Source organism: Streptomyces monticola, from assembly GCF_042665355.1.
In the GTDB taxonomy this organism is placed as follows: Bacteria; Actinomycetota; Actinomycetes; order Streptomycetales; family Streptomycetaceae; genus Streptomyces; species Streptomyces monticola.
In genome coordinates this window covers 441,197-460,284 of sequence record NZ_JBHTCF010000003.1, presented here as the reverse complement: position 1 = coordinate 460,284, position 19,088 = coordinate 441,197, and the positions used below count along the sequence as shown (strand labels likewise).

Genomic DNA, 19,088 nt, shown 5'->3' with positions numbered 1-19,088 from the left:
CGGGGATCGAGGACTGCGGCTCAGACCGGCGGGGCGATGAACACGCCGCGGTCGGGATCGTTGAAGGACTCCTTGGCGACCAGTTCGTTCATCGCGTTGGCCGTGCCCCACTGGTCGGAGACCTCCGGCTGCGAGAAGTCGTAGACGTGCGGGTGCCAGGTGTCCTCGTCGAGGAGCTCCAACTCCGTTGTGTACTCGACGGTGTTGCCGTGCGGATCGAGGAAGTAGGTGAATGTGTTGTCGCCCGCCAGGTGCCGTCCGGGCCCCCAGATCTTACGGAACCCGGCCCGCATCACCCGCCCGGATCCGCGCATGTACTCGTCGATACCGCGCATCTCGAACGAGACGTGGTGCAGCGCGGTGTGCGGGCCCTGGGCGATGGCCATGGAGTGATGCCGGCTGCTGATCCGCATGAAGTGCATGACCTCGCCCATGTGGGGCGAGCTGAGCGTGTCGGAGAGGGCGAAGCCGAGGTGGCGTTCGTACCACGCGCGAGTGCGGTTCAGATCGGGGGAGTTGAGGACGACGTGGGAGAGCTTGACCGGGATGGCCTCCTTCTCCTCGATCTTGCGGTGCCGCCTGACCCCGACGTCGGCGGACACCTCGATGGTGCGGCCGTCGACGTCGAAGAAGCGGAAGCCGTAGCCGCCTCCGGGGGTGTCGACCTTGCCGGGCCTGGATATCAACTCGACGCCGCCCGCGAGGAGTTGTTCGGCGAGCGTGTCCACGCCGGCGGCGGAAGCGGCGCCGTAGGAGACGAGGTCGAGACGCTTCTCGGCGGCCTCGCGCAGCCGGATCACATACTGCTCGGGCGAGCCTTCGGCGGCGAGGAAGGAGATACCGGAATCCTCGGCGACCTTGGTCAGGCCCCATACGCCGGCGTAGAAGTCGAGCTGCTTGTCGTAGTCGGGCACGGCGAGGTCGACATGCCGCAGGTGGGTGAGCAGACGGTGGCTCATGGTGTCAGTCCTTCCGGAGACGGAGGAGGGCGGTCGCGTTGCCGCCGCGTACGGCGTCGAAGTCCGCCTCGGGCAGCCGGGCGGCACGTAGGGCGCCGAGCGGGTCCTCGGTGCCCATGTCGAAGGGGAAGTCGGAGCCGAGCAGGACGCGGTCGGCGCCCGCGACCCGGATCAACTCCCGGAGCACGTACGGGTCGTGGACGAGGGAGTCGAAGTGCAGGCGCTTGAGGTAGCTGCTCGGTGCGTGCGCGCAGTCCTGTGCGTCGGGCCGCACACGCCACGCGTGATCGGCGCGGCCGATGTGCGTGGGCAGATAGCCGCCGCCGTGTGCCGCGAGCAGCTTGAGGCCGGGGTGGCGGTCGAGGACGCCGGAGAAGATGAGATGGGAGAGGGCGACGGCGTTCTCGGCGGGCTGGCCGACGGTGTTGGACAGATACCAGTGGTCGAGCCGGTCGCCGAGCGTGCAGCCGAAGGGGTGCAGGAACAGAATCGCCCCGGACTCCTCGGCCCTGGCCCAGAAGGGCTCGTACGCCGGGTCCGACAGCTCACGGCGCCCCGGGGCGTGACTGGAAATCTCCACGCCCAACAGGCCTTGGTCCAGGGCGTGTTCAAGTGCGCGCACGGCCATCTCCGGATGCTGCATCGGCACGAGTCCGAGGCCGTGCAGCCGGGCCGGGGCGGCCGAACAGTGCGCGGCCGTCGCCTCGTTGGCGAGCCGGTGGAACTTCTCGGCCGTCTCCTCGTCCGCCCAGTAGTGGTAGTGCGAGGGGGAGGGGCTGACGAGCTGGATGTCCACGCCCTGCGCGTCCATCGCGGCGAGGCGCACGGCGGGATCGGTGAGGCGCGGGATGCGCTCACCGACCATCGGGCCGTTGACGGCGAGGGCGGCGGGGCCGTTGCGGCGGGCGTCGAGCTGCCCGGCCTCGGCATGGCCGGGCAGCCCGGCCACGAGCGCGTCCACCTCGGGCAGCAGGACGTGCGCGTGCACGTCGACGGTGGGCGAGTACTGGTTCACGGAAGCTCCCTGAGCATGGTCATGGTGCGGCCCATGAGGCCCGGCACGTCGGCGTCGCGGACACCGTCGAGCTGCCACTGGCCGAGCCGCACGGATGCCTCCACGACCGGTCGCACCCGGGTGATGCGGCGCTCGTAGTACGCCCGGAACAGGTCCTCGCCCCAGGTGCCGGCGCCGGTCAGCAGCTCGGCCAGGACCAGGGCGTCCTCCAGGGACAGGGCGGCGCCCTGGGCGAGGGTGGGCGGGCAGCAGTGCGCGGCGTCGCCGACGAGGACCACGCGGCCGCGGTGCCAGGAGCCCTCGACCAACAGCCGGTCGAACCAGGTGTAGTTGACCCGCGCCGGGTCGGTGATGTGCGCGCTGATCTCCGGCCAGAAGCCGCCGTAGTGCCGGGCGAGACGCCTCATCTCGTCCGCGTACGACGCCGGCGGGACGGCCGCCCGGTCCCGGCGGGCCTTGACGACATAGGCGTAGAGGGTGCTCTCACCGGTGGGGCAGTAACCGGCGATGTACGCGGGGCCGCCGTAGGCGAGGTCCGTGCGCACCACGCCTTCCGGGCGCGGGGCGGCGACGCGCCAGATGGCCATGCCGGTCGGCTCGGGCCGGTCCTCGATGCCGATCGCGGCACGGGTCGCGGAGCCGAGGCCGTCGGCGCCGATCACGAGGTCGTAGCGGCTCTCGGTGCCGTCACTGAACCGGACGGTCACGCCTTCGCCGTCCTGCCGGAGGGACTCGGGCCTGACACCCAGGCGTATCGAGGCGCCACTGGCACGGACCGCGTCGATGAGGATCTGCTGAAGCCGGGGGCGCTGCATGCCGACGGTGGCGGGCAGGCCGTCGCCGTCGGCGCGGATGTCCTCGGCGACATGGAGCACGGTGCCGTCGGGGGCGGTGATGCCGACCGACCCGAAGCCGAACCCGGACTCCCGCACCCGGTCCCATACGCCCAGTTCGCGCAGGACGCGCAGGGCGTTGCCCTGGAGGGTGATGCCGGATCCCGCGGTGGCGTTCCAGTCGTCCTTGGCCTCGACGAGGTCCACGGCGATACCGGCCCTGCGCAGCAGGATCGTCACGGCGTTGCCGCTCGCGCCGCCGCCGATCACCAGCACGGTACGGGTGTCTGCCATGGCTCTTGCGTGGGGCATGAGGGTGAACTCCCTTGTCCCGTGCGGGGTGTGCGTTCCGTGTACGGGGATCGATCGGCTACTTGACGGCGACCGGATTCACCGGCGAGCCGACGGCGCCGGTGATGGGCAGGGGCGCGGCGGTCAGCCAGAAGTCGTAGGCGCCGTCGTCCGCGCAGTCCGCGGCGAGCGCGTCCAGGTCCCACATCTCGCCGATGAGCAGGCCCATGTTGGGGATGGCGACCTGGTGCAGCGGCTGGAAGGCATGGTCGAACTCGTTCGGGCGGACCTCGAAGCCCCAGGTGTCGGTGGCGATCGCGGCGATCTCGGTACGGTGCAGCCAGCCCGCCGTGCCGAACGACAGACCGGGCGCGGGCCCGCCCGCGTACTCGCCCCAGCCCTCGCGCCGGGCCCGGGCGAGCCGGCCGGTGCGCACAAGAACGATGTCCCCGCGCCCCACGCTCACGCCGTGCGCCGCGGCGGTGGCGGTCAGATGTTCTTCGGTGATGGCGAATCCGTCGGCCAACTCGCCGTCTTTTCCGACCACGTGAGCGACGTCGAGGAGGACACCGCGCCCTGCGACATACGGGGCCATGTGCTCGATACCGGTGACCAGGTCGCCCTCGGACGTCACGGTCCGTGCGGCGTCCCTGCCGTTCCACGCCTTGCCGTGGTCGAAGATATGGCCGAGCCCGTCCCACTGTGTGGAGCACTGCAGCGGCATGGCGATCACATCGTCGGCGCCGCCCAGGCCGTGCGGGAAACCCTGGTGACCGGCGGCCGCGTCGGTGCCGGTGTCGAGCATGGTGTGCACCGGGTTGGTGCGCCGCCGCCAGCCCTTCTGCGGCCCTTCCATGTCGAAACGCTGCGAGAGGGAGAAGCTGCTGCCGCGCCGGACGAGGGCGGCGCCTTCCCGGCGTTTGGCCTCGTCGAGGAAGTTGAGCGTGCCGAGTACGTCGTCCTCGCCCCAACGACCCCAGTTCGAATACGACTTGGCGGCCTCGGCGATCGCGCCCTCGGGATCCGTACGGTCCAGGCTCATGACGCCACCGCCTCGGCCACGCAGCGGGTGCGCTGGGCGCCGAGCCCGGTGATGGAGCCGTCCATGACGTCGCCGTCGCGCAGCAGACGGCCCCAGTGCATACCGTTTCCGGCCGGGGAGCCGGTCAACAACAGGTCACCGGGAAGGAGTTGGGCGCTCTGGGAGGCGTACGACACCATCCGCGCCACGTTGAAGATCATGTCCTTGGTGGACTCGTCCTGCATGGTCTCGCCGTTGAGCTTCAGCAGCAGGCGCAGGTCGCCGGGGCCGGTAAGTGACTCGGCGGGGTCGGCGATCGACTCCGCGGGCACGATCCACGGGCCGAGCGGGGTGAAACCGGGCGCGTTCTTGCTGCGCAGCCAGTCGGTGCCGATCTGCGGCAGGTCGCGGCGGAAGACCGTGGCGCGGTCGGTGAGGTCATTGGCGATCGTGTAGCCGGCGACGTACTCCAGGGCCTCCTCGACGGACACCCGATGGGCGGGCCGTCCGATCACGGCCGCCAACTCCAGCTCCCAGTCCGGCTTTTCGGCCCACGCGGGCAGCACGACGTCGTCGTAGGGGCCGGTGATCGCGCTCGGCAGGCCGATGAACACATACGGCAGGTCATCGGCGGCCCGGCGATCCATGATCTCCGCCGCCTCCGCCCGCCGCTCCTCCTCGGGCCGCTCGTCGCCGGGTGCGCGGTGCGCCAGATGCAGATCGATCACGTGCTGCCGGTAGTTGGCTCCGGACTGGAACACCTGCCGCGGCTCCACGGGGGCGTGCACCGTGAAAGCGGTCAGCGGCCGCCGCTCGACGCTCGCGTCGGCAGCAAGGCCGCGCAGCCGGGGAAGGGTGTCCGCCCAGCGGCCCAGGAGATCACGCATCGTCAACCCGGTTGAGTCCAGGGCGACTTGGAGATCGATCACCTGCTCGTCGGAGGTGACCAGGGCGGGAAAGGGAGACCCGTCCGGGGCGGAGAGCGTGCCGAGCGCGAAGGGGCCGGCGAACAGCGCGGATACGGGTTCAGGTGTCACGGACTTGTCCTCCTGATTGCGGTGCGTCCACCCTGGACCCGCCCCTACTGATCAGGGAAATCGATTCCATGGATGCCTGCCATCTGTCGGACTTATAGTCGATGGTCAGCTGCGTATAGACAGAGAACTGCGTCTGCACAGGGAACAAGGGAATCTCCGTGAACCTGGCCCGCCTCGACCTCAACCTCGTCGTCGCCCTGCGGGCCCTCCTGGAGGAGCGCAACGTCACCCGCGCCGGGCAGCGCGTGGGGCTCAGCCAGCCCGCCATGAGCGCGGCACTCGCCCGGCTCCGCCGCCACTTCGACGACGACCTGCTCGCCCGCGTCGGCGGCCACTACGAACTGACCGCGCTCGGGCAGGTACTCCTCGACCGCACCGCCACCACCTGCGACCTCCTTGAGCGACTCTTCGCCAGCCAGGCCGACTTCGACCCGGCCACCGAGAGCCGTGAGTTCACCCTGCTGGCGTCGGACTACGCCGTCGCCGTCTTCGGCACCGAACTCGCCCGCGTGGTCCACGAAGAGGCTCCCGGCATCAGGCTGCGCTTCACCCAGACCCCGACCTCCGTGGCCGACGACACGGCCACCCTGCTCAGCACGACCGACGGCCTGTTCATGCCGCACGGCGTCATCAGCGACTTCCCCGCCACCGATCTCTACGACGACCGCTGGGTCTATCTCGTCGCGGACGACCACCCCGAGGTGCACGACCGCATCACGCACGAGGACCTGGCCCGGCTCCCGTGGGTGACCTATCAGCGCACCTACGACGCCCCGGCGGTACGGCAGTTGGGCATGCTCGGCATCGAGCCGCGCGTGGAGGTGTCCGTCGACAGCTTCCAGCTTCTGCCGCCCATGGTCGCCGGCACCCGCCGCGTGGCCCTCCTCCAGGAACGGCTCGCCCGGCGCTTCGTGGGCCAGGCCGCCATCCGCATCCTGGAGCCCCCGTACGAGGCTGTGCCCCTGCGGGAGGCCCTGTGGTGGCATCCCGTGCACACCCACGACGCGGCCCACATCTGGCTGCGTGAGACGGCGGTCCGGGTCGGCGGGGCGTTCAGGGGCCCGGCGGGCGCCTGAACGGGCGGTCGGTGATTGGCGCCGTGTTAGCGTGGTGCGTTTGCAGCACCGCCCTTACGGGACTCCGCTTCCCCGGCACGGTCCCCTCATAAAGAAGGCTCTCCTTGAGCGATTCAGCACACGCCGATGCCCCGCACAGCGACCCGGATGCCCCGCAGAGCGACTCGGCCGTGACGTCGTCCCCGGCTCCGGCCCTGCCCCCGGCGGAGACCTTCGCGGAGCTGGGGCTGCCGGCCGAGGTGCTGCGCACGCTCGCCGAGGCCGGTGTGACCGTGCCCTTCCCGATCCAGGCGGCCACGCTGCCCCACGCCCTCGCGGGCCGTGACGTGCTCGGCCGTGGCCGCACCGGATCGGGCAAGACGCTCGCCTTCGGCCTGGGGCTTCTCACCAGGACAGCCGGGCGGCGAGCCGAGCCCAAGCAGCCGCTTGCGCTGATCCTGGTGCCCACCAGGGAGTTGGCACAGCAGGTCGCGGAGGCGCTCTCACCGTATGCGCGAGCGCTGCGCCTGCGCCTGACGACCGTGGTCGGCGGGGTGTCCATCGGCCGGCAGGCCGCCGCGCTGCGCGACGGAGCCGAGATCCTGGTCGCCACCCCGGGCCGCCTGCACGACCTCATCGGCCGCAAGGACTGCCGCCTGGGACGGGTGCGGATCACCGTCCTGGACGAGGCCGACCAGATGTGCGACATGGGGTTCCTGCCGCAGGTCACCGAGCTCATGGACCAGGTGCGTCCCGACGGGCAGCGGATGCTGTTCTCGGCGACTCTCGACCGGGACGTCGACCAGCTGGTCAAGCGCTATCTGCACGACCCCGTCGTGCACTCGGTCGACCCGGCCGCCGGGGCGGTCACCGGGATGGAGCACCACCTCCTGGTCGTCCACGGCCCCGACCGGTACGCCGTCACCACGGAGATCGCCGCCCGTGACGGCCGCGTCCTGTTGTTCCTGGACACCAAGCACGCGGTCGACCAGCTCACCCGCCATCTGCGGGCCAGCGGGGTCCCCGCCGCCGCCCTGCACAGCGGGAAGGCGCAGCCGCAGCGCACCCGGACCCTGGCCCAGTTCAAGAACGGCCAGGTCACCGCGCTGGTGGCGACGAAGGTCGCGGCCCGCGGCCTGCACGTCGACGATCTCGACCTCGTGGTGAACGTCGACCCGGCCACGGACCCGAAGGACTATCTGCACCGCGCCGGGCGCACGGCCAGGGCCGGCAGGTCCGGCACGGTCGTGACCCTGGTGGTGTCGGGACAGCGCCGCGAGACGAGCCAGGTCCTGGCGGACGCCGGTATCGCGTACACGACCACCAAGGTGCGCTCGGGCGAGGAGCAGCTGAGCCGGATCACGGGAGCCAAGGCCCCGTCCGGAGTCCCCCTCGACGGCGGCCCGGCGGCCGCGAAGCCCAAGAACCACAACGCTTCGTTCCGGGGCCTCGGCACCAGCAAGGACCCGGCCCGCGGCTCGGGCGGCAAGTCCCGCAAGGGCAGCGAGGCCCGCAAGCTCGCGGAGGCCCGCAAGGCGGCCCGGGTGCGGCGCGGGGGCTGAACGCGCGGTTTGTGTGCGCCGGGTGCGTGGATACCCGGGTGCCCGTGAGGCCGGAGCCGGGCCTCTTGATCTCCCGACCCCTGGATCCCTTGACCTGGGTGGTCCCAGCTACTAGCTTTCGGTAGACATCGACCCATAGCTACGAAAGGAGGCGACCAGCAGATGTACATCAGCTCTGACCTCGGTCGCCTCGCCCAGTGCACGGTCTGGGTTCCGGGTCGTATCGCGCACGGCTGCTGAACGCCGTTCTGAGGTGCCCTTCCGTGGCACTTTGAAGTGCCTCGCTTAGGCACATTCCGGGCTTCCCGTCAATACCTTGGCACGTTGTTATTGCGTGCCGTTTTGCGCCCGCTTCTCTCACGTGGCGCGTTTGAACACAGAAAGCTGCCTGAAATTGGCGAACAATGAATCGACCGATCTCGCACCAGAGCGGGGGCCTGTCATGACTGAGGCCCGGATCACGGTCAACGGGAAAGAAACACCGATCGCGCCGTCGGCGCCCCACACCACGGTGCTCGACCTGCTGCGCGAGCGTGGTCTCACCGGTACCAAGGAGGGCTGCGCCGAGGGTGAGTGCGGCGCCTGCTCGGTCCTGGTGGCCCGGCCCGGCGTGAACAAGCCCACCGACTGGGTGGCGGTCAACGCCTGCCTGGTCCCGGCTGCGGCGCTCGACGGCCAGGAGGTCATCACCTCCGAGGGCCTCGCCACCCCCGGCGAGCCCGGCACGGCGCCCACCCTGCACCCCGTGCAGGAGGAGATGGCGGTCCGCGGCGGCTCCCAGTGCGGATACTGCACGCCGGGCTTCATCTGCAGCATGGCCTCCGAGTACTACCGGCCCGACCGCTGCGAGCACGGCAACCCGCTGGACGGCGCGGACGCGGCCGAAGGCGCCGACGCCGAGCACGGCCCCAACGGCTTCGACCTGCACGCGCTGAGCGGAAACCTGTGCCGCTGCACCGGCTACCGCCCGATCCGCGACGCCGCGTTCGCCGTCGGTCAGCCCACCGACGAGGACCCCCTCGCCCAGCGCCGCGAGCAGGAGCCGCCGGCCGCGGTCGCCACCGAGTACTCCCAGGACGACAGCACGTTCCTGCGCAGGAACACCCTGGCCGAGACGGTGCAGCTGCTGCGCGAGCGGCCCGACGCGGTGGTCGTGGCCGGCTCCACCGACTACGGCGTCGAGGTCAACATCCGCTCCCGCCGGGCCGGTTGCGTGGTCGCCATCGACCGGCTTCCCGAACTGCGGGAGCTGCGCGTCGAGTCCGACCACATCGAGATCGGCGCGGCCCTGACGCTCACCGAGATCGAGCGCAAGCTCGACGGTGACGTCCCGCTCCTCGCCGAACTGTTCCCGCAGTTCGCCTCCCGGCTCATCCGCAACGGCGCGACCCTCGGCGGCAACCTGGGCACCGGCTCGCCCATCGGTGACAGCCCGCCGGTGCTGCTCGCCCTCGAGGCGTCACTCGTGCTCGCCGACGCCGACGGTGAGCGCGTGGTACCGCTCGCCGACTACTTCACCGGTTACCGGCAGAGCGTGCGCCGTCCCGATGAGCTGATCCGCGCGGTCCGTATCCCGCTGCCCCTGTCGCCGGTCACGGCCTTCCACAAGATCGCGAAGCGGCGCTTCGACGACATCTCCAGCGTCGCCGTCGGCTTCGCGCTCGACATCGAGGACGGCATCGTCCGCAAGGCCCGTATCGGCCTCGGCGGCGTGGCCGCCACCCCGATCAGGGCCCTCGCCACCGAGGCTGCCCTGGAGGGCAAGCCGTGGTCGGAGGAGAATGTAAAGGCCGCGGCCCGGGTGCTGCGGGGTGAGGGCACGCCGATGGACGACCATCGCGCCAGCTCCCTCTACCGTTCCGCGATGCTCGGCCAGAGCCTGCTCAAGCTGCACGCACAGACCACCGAGGCGGTGTCGTCATGAGTCATCTTTCCGAGCGCCCGGAGAAGCCCGTAGTCGGTGTTTCGATGCCGCATGAGAGTGCCTTCCAGCACGTCACCGGCACCGCGCTCTACACCGACGACCTGGTCTACCGCACCAAGGACGTGCTGCACGCCTACCCGGTCCAGGTCATGAAGGCCCACGGCCGGATCACCGCCCTGCGCACCGAGGCCGCGCTCGCCGTGCCCGGTGTGGTCCGGGTCCTCACCGGTGCCGATGTGCCCGGCGTCAACGACGCCGGCATGAAGCACGACGAGCCGCTGTTCCCCGACGAGGTCATGTTCTACGGCCACGCGGTGGCCTGGGTGCTAGGCGAGACCCTGGAGGCGGCCCGGCTCGGTGCCGCGGCCGTCGAGGTGGAACTCGACGAGCTCCCCTCCCTGGTCACGCTGCAGGACGCCATCGAGGCCGGCAGTTTCCACGGCGCTCAGCCCGTGATGCTGTCCGGCGACGTCGACGCCGGCTTCGCCGACTCCGCGCATGTGTTCACCGGCGAGTTCCAGTTCTCCGACCAGGAGCACTTCTACCTCGAGACGCATGTGGCCCTCGCCCATGTCGACGAGGCCGAGCAGGTGTTCATCCAGAGCAGCAGCCAGCACCCTTCGGAGACGCAGGAGATCGTCGCGCACGTTCTCGGCCTGCACAGCCACGAGGTCACCGTGCAGTGTCTGCGGATGGGCGGCGGCTTCGGCGGCAAGGAGATGCAGCCGCACGGCTTCGCGGCCGTCGCCGCGCTCGGCGCCAAGCTGACCGGGCGGCCGGTCCGGCTGCGGCTCAACCGCACGCAGGACCTGACCATGTCCGGCAAGCGGCACGGGTTCAACGCCACGTGGAAGATCGGCTTCGACGCCGAGGGCCGCATCCAGGCCCTGGACGCCACGCTGACCGCGGACGGCGGCTGGAGCCTCGACCTGTCCGAGCCGGTGCTCGCCCGCGCGCTGTGCCACATCGACAACACCTACTGGATTCCCAACGCCCGGATCGCCGGCCGGATCGCCAAGACCAACAAGGTCTCCAACACCGCCTTCCGCGGCTTCGGCGGACCGCAGGGCATGCTGGTCATCGAGGACATCCTGGGCCGGTGCGCACCGCAGCTCGGCCTGGACCCGATGGAGCTGCGCGAGCGCAACTTCTACCAGCAGGGCCAGTACACGCCGTACGGCCAGCCGGTCACCCAGCCCGAGCGGATCGCCGCCGTCTGGCAGCAGGTGCAGGAGAACGGCGGTATCGCCGACCGCAAGCGTGAGATCGCCGCCTTCAACGCCGCGCACCCGCACACCAAGCGGGCGCTCGCCGTCACCGGCATCAAGTTCGGCATCTCGTTCAACCTCACCGCCTTCAACCAGGGCGGCGCGCTCGTCCTGATCTACAAGGACGGCTCGGTCCTGATCAACCACGGCGGCACCGAGATGGGCCAGGGCCTGCACACCAAGATGCTGCAGGTGGCCGCGACCACCCTCGGCATCCCGCTGCACAAGGTCCGCCTCGCCCCGACGCGTACCGACAAGGTGCCCAACACCTCGGCCACCGCGGCCAGTTCAGGGGCGGACCTGAACGGCGGTGCGATCAAGAACGCCTGCGAGCAGCTGCGCGAGCGGCTCCTCCAGGTGGCCGCCACCCAGCTCGGTTCGAATGCCTCGGACGTACGCATCGTCGAGGGCGTCGCACGCAGCCTCGGCAGCGACAAGGAGCTGGCCTGGGACGACCTGGTGCGCACCGCGTACTTCCAGCGGGTCCAGCTGTCGGCGGCCGGTTACTACCGGACCGAGGGCCTGCACTGGGACGCGAAGACGTTCCGGGGCTCGCCGTTCAAGTACTTCGCCAAGGGCGCCGCGGCGGCCGAGGTGGAGGTCGACGGGTTCACCGGCGCGTACCGCATCCGGCGCGTCGACATCGTGCACGACGTCGGCGACAGCCTGTCCCCGATGATCGACATCGGTCAGGTCGAGGGCGGTTTCGTGCAGGGCGCGGGCTGGCTGACCCTTGAGGATCTGCGCTGGGACGCCGGTGACGGCCCGAACCGCGGCCGGCTCCTGACCCAGGCGGCGAGCACCTACAAGCTGCCGAGCTTCTCGGAGATGCCCGAGGAGTTCAACGTCGCGCTCCTGGAGAACGCCACCGAGGAAGGCGCCGTCTACGGCTCCAAGGCCGTGGGTGAGCCGCCGCTGATGCTGGCGTTCTGCGTGCGCGAGGCGCTGCGGCAGGCCGCCGCCGAGTTCGGGCCGAGCGGCATCGGCCTCGAGCTGGCCTCGCCCGCGACGCCGGAAGCGGTGTACTGGGCGATCCAGGCGGCTCGCGAGGCCGACGCATCGCAGGGCGGTCAGGGCCTCAACGGGTCCGCCGTCAACGGGCAGTCCGTCAACGACAAGGCCGCCGACGCCAAGGTCCGTTCCGACGCAGAAGCGCTGAGCGGTGCCTGACATGACGTGGGTCGCCGCGGTCGCGCGGTTGCGGGAACGCCGGGAGTCCGGCGTTCTCGTGACCGTTGCGACCGTGCGCGGCCACGCCCCGCGCAAGGCCGGTGCGAAGCTCGTCGTGGGGCAGAGCGAGGCATGGGGCTCGATCGGTGGCGGCAACTGCGAGGCCGTCGCGATCGACCGGGCCCGGGAGATGATCGCCGCGGGCAAGGCGGAGCCGGAACTGATGGATTTCGCCCTGAACGACAAGGTGACCAACCAGCACGGCGTGCAGTGCTGCGGCGGCACGATCTCGGTGTTGCTCGAACCGCTGCCGGTGGTACGGGCGGTGGCCGTCTTCGGCGTCGGGCACGTCGGGCTTGAACTGGCGCGCATCCTGGCACGTCAGGAGCTCGATCTCCATCTGATCGACAGCCGCGCCGACATGCTCACCAAGGAGCGGCTCGACGTCCTGGGGGACGCGATGGCGCAGGTGCATGTGCACCACACGCCGCTGCTGCCCGAGGAGGTGCTCGAGGACCTGCCGCGCGGCACCCACGTCCTGATCATGACCCATGATCACGCCGAGGACGCCGCGCTGTGCGACGCTGCCCTGCGCACCGGCCATCTCGGTTCCATCGGCCTGATCGGGTCGGCCGCCAAGTGGGTCCGGTTCCGCAAGCGTCTGTCCACCGAGGGCGGTCACGACGACGCCACCATCGAGCGGATCAAGACGCCGATCGGCCTTGCCGACATCACCGGCAAGGAACCCGCGACCATCGCCGTGAGCGTGGCCGCCGATCTGCTGCGTACCTTCGAAGCCGAGGGGGACTGACGCACCCCCCGGCCGTGGCCGTGTGCCGTCCGCGTCACCACGTCCGACGGTGTCCTCCGCGTCACCACGTCCGACGGTGTCCTCCGCGTCACCACGTCCGACGGTGTCCTCCGCGTCACCACGTCCGACGGTGTCCTCCGCGTCACCACGTCCGACAGTGTCCTCAGCGTCACTGCATCTGACGCCGCACCAGTTCGTGCAGCCGCCCGCCCGTGTCAGCCAACAGCTGCGCGGGCGGGCCCTGTTGTACGACGCGGCCCTCCGACATCACGACGACCCGGTCGGCGCCCATGACGGTGGAGAGCCGGTGGGCGATCACGACGCGGGTGGCGTTCAGGGTGCGGGTGCTGTCCATGACCGTGCGCTGCGTCTCGTTGTCCAGGGCGCTCGTCGCCTCGTCGAAGAAGAGGACGCGGGGGCGCCGGATCAGGGCCTGGGCGATCATCAGCCGCTGCCGCTGGCCGCCGGAGACCGCGCCGCCGCCGGAGATCATCGTGTGCAGACCCATCGGCATGCGCTTGATGTCCTCGGCGAGACCCGCCATCGCGGCGGCCTCCCAGGCCTCCTCCTGTGTGAACGACTCGGCGCCGCAGATGCAGTCCAGGATCGAGCCCGTGAGCGGCTGGGCGTTCTGCAGCACCACACCGCACTGCCGGCGCACCGCCGCCTGGTCGAGGGCCGCCAGGTCCTGGCCGTCGTAGAGCACGCTGCCCGAGACCGGTTCGTCGAAGCCGATCAGGAGGCGCAGCAGCGTCGACTTGCCGCAGCCGCTCGGGCCGACGACGGCCACGAACTCGCCGGGCCGGATCGCGAGCGACACATCGTCCAGGACCAGCGGGCCGTCGTCGCTGTAGCGGAAGGACAGACCGCGCGCCTCGATCCCGCCCTGCAGCTCGCCCGGCTGTGTGCTCCCGGCGCGGACCTCGGGTGCCTCGGCGAGCACCGGCTTGATCTGCTCGAACATCGGGAGCACCGCGGCCGCCGAGATCAGCGCGCCGGTCAGCTGTGTCACGGAGGTCAGGAGCATCGTCACGGCGGTGCTGAAGGTGAGGAACTCACCGGCACTCAGGCTGCCCCGGGCCGGGCCCGCGAGCAGGAAGAACATGATCAGCGTGCACAGCGGCAGATAGACGGCGTTCAGGACCGTGGTGAGGTTCTTGATCCGGCCGGCCCGCTGCTGCAGCTCCCGACTGCGCGCGAACTCGCCCGCCCAGGCCGCGTAGGCGAAGCTCTCCGCCCCGGCGACGCGGAGCTTGGGCAGACCGCGCAGGGTCTGGAACGCCTGGTTGTTCAGCTTGTTGCCGAGCTCCACCAGGCGCCGCTGCCAGCGAAGTTCCCACAGGCCGAGCGCGAGGAACACCGCCGCGATGACGGCGAGCATCGCCAGGGCGACCAGGGCGAGAGGGACGCTGTAGAGAAGAAGCAGTACGACGTTCATCGCGCCGATCGAACCGGCCTGCACGGCGACCGGGCCGATGCCCGACAGGACCCGGCGGATCGCGCTGACACCCATCGCGGCACTCGCCAGTTCGCCTGTGGAGCGGGCGGCGAAGAAGCGGGTGGGCAGCCTCAACAGCCGGTCCCAGACGGCCGGTTGGAGCGCGCTCTCCATGCGGCCCTCCATCCGCAGGACGGTGAGGTTCTGGAGCAGCATGAACGCCGCGGAGACAATGCTGGTGATCATGACGGCCAGGGACACCTGGACGATGAGGCTCGTCTCGGCGTTGGGCACGAAGACGCCGAGCACCTGCCCCGTCGCGATCGGCACCAGGGCCCCGATCACCACCGTCACCAGGGAGGCGAGCGCGAGGTTGCGTACGTCGCCGCCGGTGCCGCGCAGGCTGAAGCGGGCCAGGCGCCACGGCGTCAGCGCCCGCTCCGGAAGCGGGCGGTAGAACATGACCGCCCTCGGCTCGAACTCTTCGGCGTTGGACTTGTCGACGCGGGTGCGCCGCCCGGACGTGGGGTGCACCGACTCGTAGCCGCCGCGCCGCCACAGCAGCGCGACCGGCGTGCCGCTCGCGGCCCGGTGCCCCACCAGAGGGCCCGCGTTCTCGCGCCACCAGCGGCCGTCGAGCCGGACGGCGCGGGTACGGATCCGTGCGGCCACCGCGATCTGTTCCACCGGGTCGATCCGGTCGCTCACGGCGCCGCCCGCGCCGCCCTGCGTGGGGTCGGCGAGGGTGATGCCCGCGGCTTCGGCGACGAGCCGGCAGGCGGCGTACGTCGCGTCGTGACCGGCACGGGATTCCGTCCGCGCGGCGGAACCGCGTCGGCCCGAGCGGCCGATGGAGGCGATCAGTGTCCGGTCGGCCTGCTCGCGGACGCTCTCGCCCGCCTTGATACCGGCCGCCGTACGGTCCTCGTGGGCCTGTTCAAGGCGCTCGATCCAGCGGTCGAGCGCGGACAGCAGCCGCCACTGCTGGTTGACCATCCGCTGCCACATCGCCGGGTCGACGAGCAGATCGCCCGTGGCCTGTTCGCTGTAGGCGGCCCCGTACTGCACGCTGCCCGGCGCGACCGGCATCCAGAGGATGTCGTCGTCGGCCTCGGCCATGTCGGGGGCGGCGCCGGTGCTGCGGCCGTCGAGCGGAGCCTCGAACAGCACCCGGTGGCCGCGCCCGATGCCGAGCGCGAAGGCGTGCTCCAGGAGGCTGAGGGCCGCGTCCTGGGTGTCGTACTGGCTGGGGTACTGCTGCTCGTACGACCAGGTGTCGCCGTAGTCGGGCCGGTACAGCTCGCGCAGCGGAATCCGGCGCAGTCCACAGCCTTGGACGGGGCGGCCGACGAGCGTGTGCTGGGCGCCCTCGACGGGGCCGAGCAGCAACGTGCCCGGTTCGAGGCGCCCGAGGTAGTGCCAGTGGCCCTGCTGCACGGCGTCGACGGCGAACAGGTCGAGGGCGCCGGACACCACGAGCCACAGCACCTGCGGGCCCTCCAGGTGCACATTGCGCAGCCCGGTGCAGTCGGCGGGTGTGCCGAGGGTCCCGAAGGCGGCGGCGACCGTGTCACCGGGGTCGCCCGCGTACGTCTGCTGGTGCGGTACGGAGGTCACGTCAGTGCTCCCTGACCAGGTCGGCATAGGCGCCGCCCGCGGCGACGAGGTGTTCGTGACGGCCGCGCTCCACGACCTGGCCATGGTCGAGTACGACGATCTCGTCGCTGTCGCGCACGGTGCTCAGACGGTGGGCGATGACCACACACGCACAGCCGCGGCGGCGCAGATTGTCGATGACGGTCTGCTCGGTCTCGGCGTCCAGGGCGCTGGTCACCTCGTCGAGGACGAGGATGCTCGGGCGGCGGACCAGGGCCCGCGCGATCTCCAGGCGCTGCCGCTGCCCGCCGGAGAAGTTCCGGCCGTCCTGCTCGACCCGGCCGTGGATGCCGCCGGGCCTGCGGGCCACGAGGTCGTACAGGCAGGCGTCTTCCAGGGCGGCCACGACGGCGTCGTCGGGAATCGACGGATCCCACAGCGCGACGTTGTCGCGGACCGTGCCCTCGAAGAGGAAGACGTCCTGGTCGACGAAGGAGACGGAGGCGGAGAGCGCGCCGCGCGGAATGTCCTCAAGGCGCTGTCCGTCGATCCGGATCGTGCCTTCCCAGGGGGTGTAGAGGCCCGAAATCAGCCGCGAGACGGTCGACTTGCCGCTGCCGGAGCCGCCGACGAGCGCGACCTGACGGCCGGGCCCGACCGTCAGCGAGAAGCCGGTGAGCAGGGGCTTGTCGAGGGGGCTGTAGCCGAAGGTGATGTCTTCGAGGCTGACATGGCCCTTGAGGCGCCGGGTGCTCGCGGCGGGTTCGGGGCGCGAGTAGAGCGTGTCGACGGGGAAGTTCTCCACGTCCTTCAGGCGGGCGACGTCGGCGGCGAAGTCCTGGATGCGGCCCGCGACGCCGTTGAGGCGGGTGATCGGCGCGGTGAAGCGGGTGACGAGGGCCTGGAAGGCGACGAGCAGGCCGATCGACAGATGCCCCTCGACCGCGCGCAGGCCGCCGATCCACAGGATCAGCGCGCTGTTGAGGGTGGCGAGGGTCGGAGCGACGATGCCCAGCCAGGCGCTGGGCACACCGAGGCGCTGCTGCTCCTCCAGCGTGGTGGCGTGCTGGCCCGCCCAGCGCCGGAAGTAGCCGTTCTCGCCTCCGGTGGCCTTCATGGTCTCGATCAACTGCAGGCCGGTGTACGAGGTGTTGGTGAGCTTGGCGCTGTCGGCACGCAGCTTCTGGGTGCCGGTGGCGCGCAGCCGGATGACGATCCGCATCGCCACGATGTTCAGCAGGGCGATACCGACGCCGACGAGGGTGAGCTGCGGATCGTACGTCCACAGCAGGGCCGCGTAGAGCAGCACGACGATGCCGTCGACCCCGGCTGCCGTCAGATCGCGGGCCAGGGTCTCGGCGACCCCCTCGTTGGAGGCGAGGCGCTGCACCAGGTCGGCCGGGCTGCGCTGGGCGTAGAACGTGACGGGCAGCCGCAGCAGATGGCGCAGGAAACGGGCGCTGCCGAGGGTGGAGGAGATGATCCGGCCGCGCAGCAGATTCGCCTGCTGCAGCCAGGTCAGCATCACGGTGAGCGCCACCATCGCGCCCATCGACGCGAACAGCGCTCCCAGCAGGGATGTCTGATGACCTATCAGGAACAGATCGATGTACGTCCGGCTGAGCGCGGGCAGCGCGGCGCCGACCGCCACGAGCAGCAGGCTGGCGAGGAGCGCGGCGAGCATCGTGCCCGTGGTGCCGCGAAGGCGCGTCGGGAGGGCCTTCATGATGCCGGGCCTGCGGCCTCCCGGACGGAAGTCGTCACCGGGTTCGAGGACCAGGACGACCCCGGTGAAGCTGGTGTCGAAGTCCTCCGCGGGCACGAAACGGCGGCCCTTGTCCGGGTCGTTGATGTATACGCCCCGGCGGCCGAAGCGGCGGCCCGTGCCGTCGTAGACGACGTAGTGGTTGAACTCCCAGAAGAGGATCGCGGGCGCCTTGACGTCGGCGAGCGCGGCGGGCTCCATCTGCATGCCCTTGGCCGTCAGGCCGTAACTGCGGGCCGCCTTCAGGACGTTGCTGGCCCGGGAGCCGTCGCGGGAGACGCCGCAGGCGATGCGCAGCTCCTCAAGCGGGACGTGCCGCCCGTGGTGGGCGAGGACCATGGCGAGCGCGGCGGCCCCGCACTCCACGGCTTCCATCTGCAGCACGGTGGGGGTGCGGACGGTCCCCGGCCGCTTGCCCTTCGAAACGGGGCGCGGCGCGGCACGGCGGCCGCGCCGCGCGGGTTCGGGGCGGTGCCTGCGCCGGCCGCCGGGAGGCGGAAGCTGCTCCTGGGGCGCCGGGGAGTGGTGCGGTGCGGTCACGGAAGCAGCCAATCGATCGGGCGCTGCTCGGCGAGGTGGAGGGCGCCGGTGGCCGGGGTCATGGAGTCGAGCGCGAAGGGCGGCCCGCCGGAAGTCGACCACGCGTAGCCGGACTTGGAGCCAGGGGCCTTCTGCAGCGACACGAGCACGGCCACGGGCGGCCCGTTCTTCGTGAACTGCCCGGCCAGTTCCTTGTCGCCGAGGAAGGCGGTGATCTTCTGCCGGCTCTGCGCGCCACGGCCGACGGCCTTCACCCGGCCGCGCAGCGTCCCGTACTCCTGGGCGGGCGCGGTCTGGACGGTGAGGTCCACCGCGGTGCCGACGGAGACGGTGGCCGCGGTGTCGGCGGGTACGTAGACCATCGCGAGCAGCGGGTCGTCGGTGCCCGCCATGCGCTCCAGGGTGGCGACGTCGGAGCCGGGGGTGACGACGCTGCCGATCCTGGCGACGAGCGTGCTCACCCGCCCCGCGGAGATCGCGCGCACCACCCTGTCGCCTTGCTCCGTACGGACTTTGAGTACGGGAGCGCCTGCCGCGAGGAGCTTGCCCTCTTCGGCGAGCACGCGGGTCACCTGGCCGTTCACGGGGCTCTGCAGGACGTAACTGCCCTGGCCGTGCGTGAGGATGCCGGGTGCCCGCAGCGTCGAGGCGACCGATCCGGTCACGGCCCATACGCTCGCGGCGGCCATGAAGACGAGGGTGACGGCGAGGACGAGCAGTCCCTGAGGGCGGGCGTAGCGCACAGGTACGTCGAGTTCCTCGGGCGACTGCAGCTTGGACAGGGCCTGTTGGCGGAACTGCAC

The 19,088-nt window shown here is 70.9% G+C and carries 13 protein-coding genes; 5 read left to right on the top strand and 8 right to left on the bottom strand.

The annotated features are described in order from the left end of the window. Positions 1–20: 20 nt before the first annotated feature. The 5 genes from ACFQVC_RS10465 to ACFQVC_RS10445 all read right to left on the bottom strand — a co-directional run bounded on the left by ACFQVC_RS10465 (position 21) and on the right by ACFQVC_RS10445 (position 5,156). Entirely contained in the window at positions 21–959 is a 939-nt protein-coding gene (locus ACFQVC_RS10465) for a VOC family protein (protein WP_381829227.1), read from the bottom strand. A 4-nt stretch (positions 960–963) separates the two neighbouring features. Next, a complete protein-coding gene (locus tag ACFQVC_RS10460) occupies positions 964–1,974 on the bottom strand; it encodes an amidohydrolase family protein (RefSeq protein ID WP_381829225.1) in 1,011 nt (336 codons plus the stop codon). After that, complete coding sequence (locus ACFQVC_RS10455; RefSeq protein WP_381829223.1) at positions 1,971–3,101, bottom strand: FAD-dependent oxidoreductase; 1,131 nt, start codon at positions 3,099–3,101, stop codon at positions 1,971–1,973. The genes ACFQVC_RS10460 and ACFQVC_RS10455 overlap by 4 nt, the downstream gene beginning before the upstream one ends. 76 nt (positions 3,102–3,177) lie before the next feature. After that, on the bottom strand, positions 3,178–4,140 hold the full coding sequence (locus tag ACFQVC_RS10450; RefSeq protein ID WP_381829221.1) for a cyclase family protein: 963 nt from the start codon (positions 4,138–4,140) through the stop codon (positions 3,178–3,180). Continuing rightward, complete coding sequence (locus tag ACFQVC_RS10445; protein ID WP_381829219.1) at positions 4,137–5,156, bottom strand: fumarylacetoacetate hydrolase family protein; 1,020 nt, start codon at positions 5,154–5,156, stop codon at positions 4,137–4,139. Before ACFQVC_RS10445 ends, ACFQVC_RS10450 begins: the two co-directional genes overlap by 4 nt. 158 nt (positions 5,157–5,314) lie before the next feature. On the opposite strand from ACFQVC_RS10445, the gene ACFQVC_RS10440 reads away from it, so the two are divergent. The 5 genes from ACFQVC_RS10440 (at position 5,315) to xdhC (ending at position 12,946) form a co-directional block, all read left to right on the top strand. Further along, complete coding sequence (locus tag ACFQVC_RS10440) at positions 5,315–6,232, top strand: LysR family transcriptional regulator (RefSeq protein ID WP_381829217.1); 918 nt, start codon at positions 5,315–5,317, stop codon at positions 6,230–6,232. Between the two features lie 104 nt (positions 6,233–6,336). Beyond that, on the top strand, positions 6,337–7,773 hold the full coding sequence (locus tag ACFQVC_RS10435; RefSeq protein ID WP_381829215.1) for a DEAD/DEAH box helicase: 1,437 nt from the start codon (positions 6,337–6,339) through the stop codon (positions 7,771–7,773). A 442-nt stretch (positions 7,774–8,215) separates the two neighbouring features. Beyond that, positions 8,216–9,697: a xanthine dehydrogenase small subunit gene (locus ACFQVC_RS10430; RefSeq protein WP_381829213.1), complete on the top strand. Its 1,482-nt coding sequence runs from the start codon at positions 8,216–8,218 to the stop codon at positions 9,695–9,697. Then, positions 9,694–12,135: a xanthine dehydrogenase molybdopterin binding subunit gene (gene xdhB / locus ACFQVC_RS10425; RefSeq protein ID WP_381829211.1), complete on the top strand. Its 2,442-nt coding sequence runs from the start codon at positions 9,694–9,696 to the stop codon at positions 12,133–12,135. Before ACFQVC_RS10430 ends, xdhB begins: the two co-directional genes overlap by 4 nt. A gap of 1 nt (position 12,136) precedes the next feature. Continuing rightward, entirely contained in the window at positions 12,137–12,946 is an 810-nt protein-coding gene (gene xdhC / locus ACFQVC_RS10420; protein ID WP_381829209.1) for a xanthine dehydrogenase accessory protein XdhC, read from the top strand. Between the two features lie 169 nt (positions 12,947–13,115). On the opposite strand, the gene ACFQVC_RS10415 is transcribed toward xdhC, so the two are convergent. Genes ACFQVC_RS10415 through ACFQVC_RS10405 form a run of 3 tightly spaced genes read right to left on the bottom strand, consistent with a single transcriptional unit; the run spans position 13,116 to position 19,088 of the window. After that, positions 13,116–16,001 (bottom strand): NHLP bacteriocin export ABC transporter permease/ATPase subunit, encoded by a 2,886-nt coding sequence (locus ACFQVC_RS10415; RefSeq protein ID WP_381829207.1) that lies wholly within the window; start codon positions 15,999–16,001, stop codon positions 13,116–13,118. A gap of 1 nt (position 16,002) precedes the next feature. Beyond that, a complete protein-coding gene (locus ACFQVC_RS10410; protein WP_381829205.1) occupies positions 16,003–18,285 on the bottom strand; it encodes an NHLP family bacteriocin export ABC transporter peptidase/permease/ATPase subunit in 2,283 nt (760 codons plus the stop codon). Further along, entirely contained in the window at positions 18,282–19,088 is an 807-nt protein-coding gene (locus tag ACFQVC_RS10405) for an HlyD family efflux transporter periplasmic adaptor subunit (RefSeq protein ID WP_381829203.1), read from the bottom strand. Before ACFQVC_RS10405 ends, ACFQVC_RS10410 begins: the two co-directional genes overlap by 4 nt.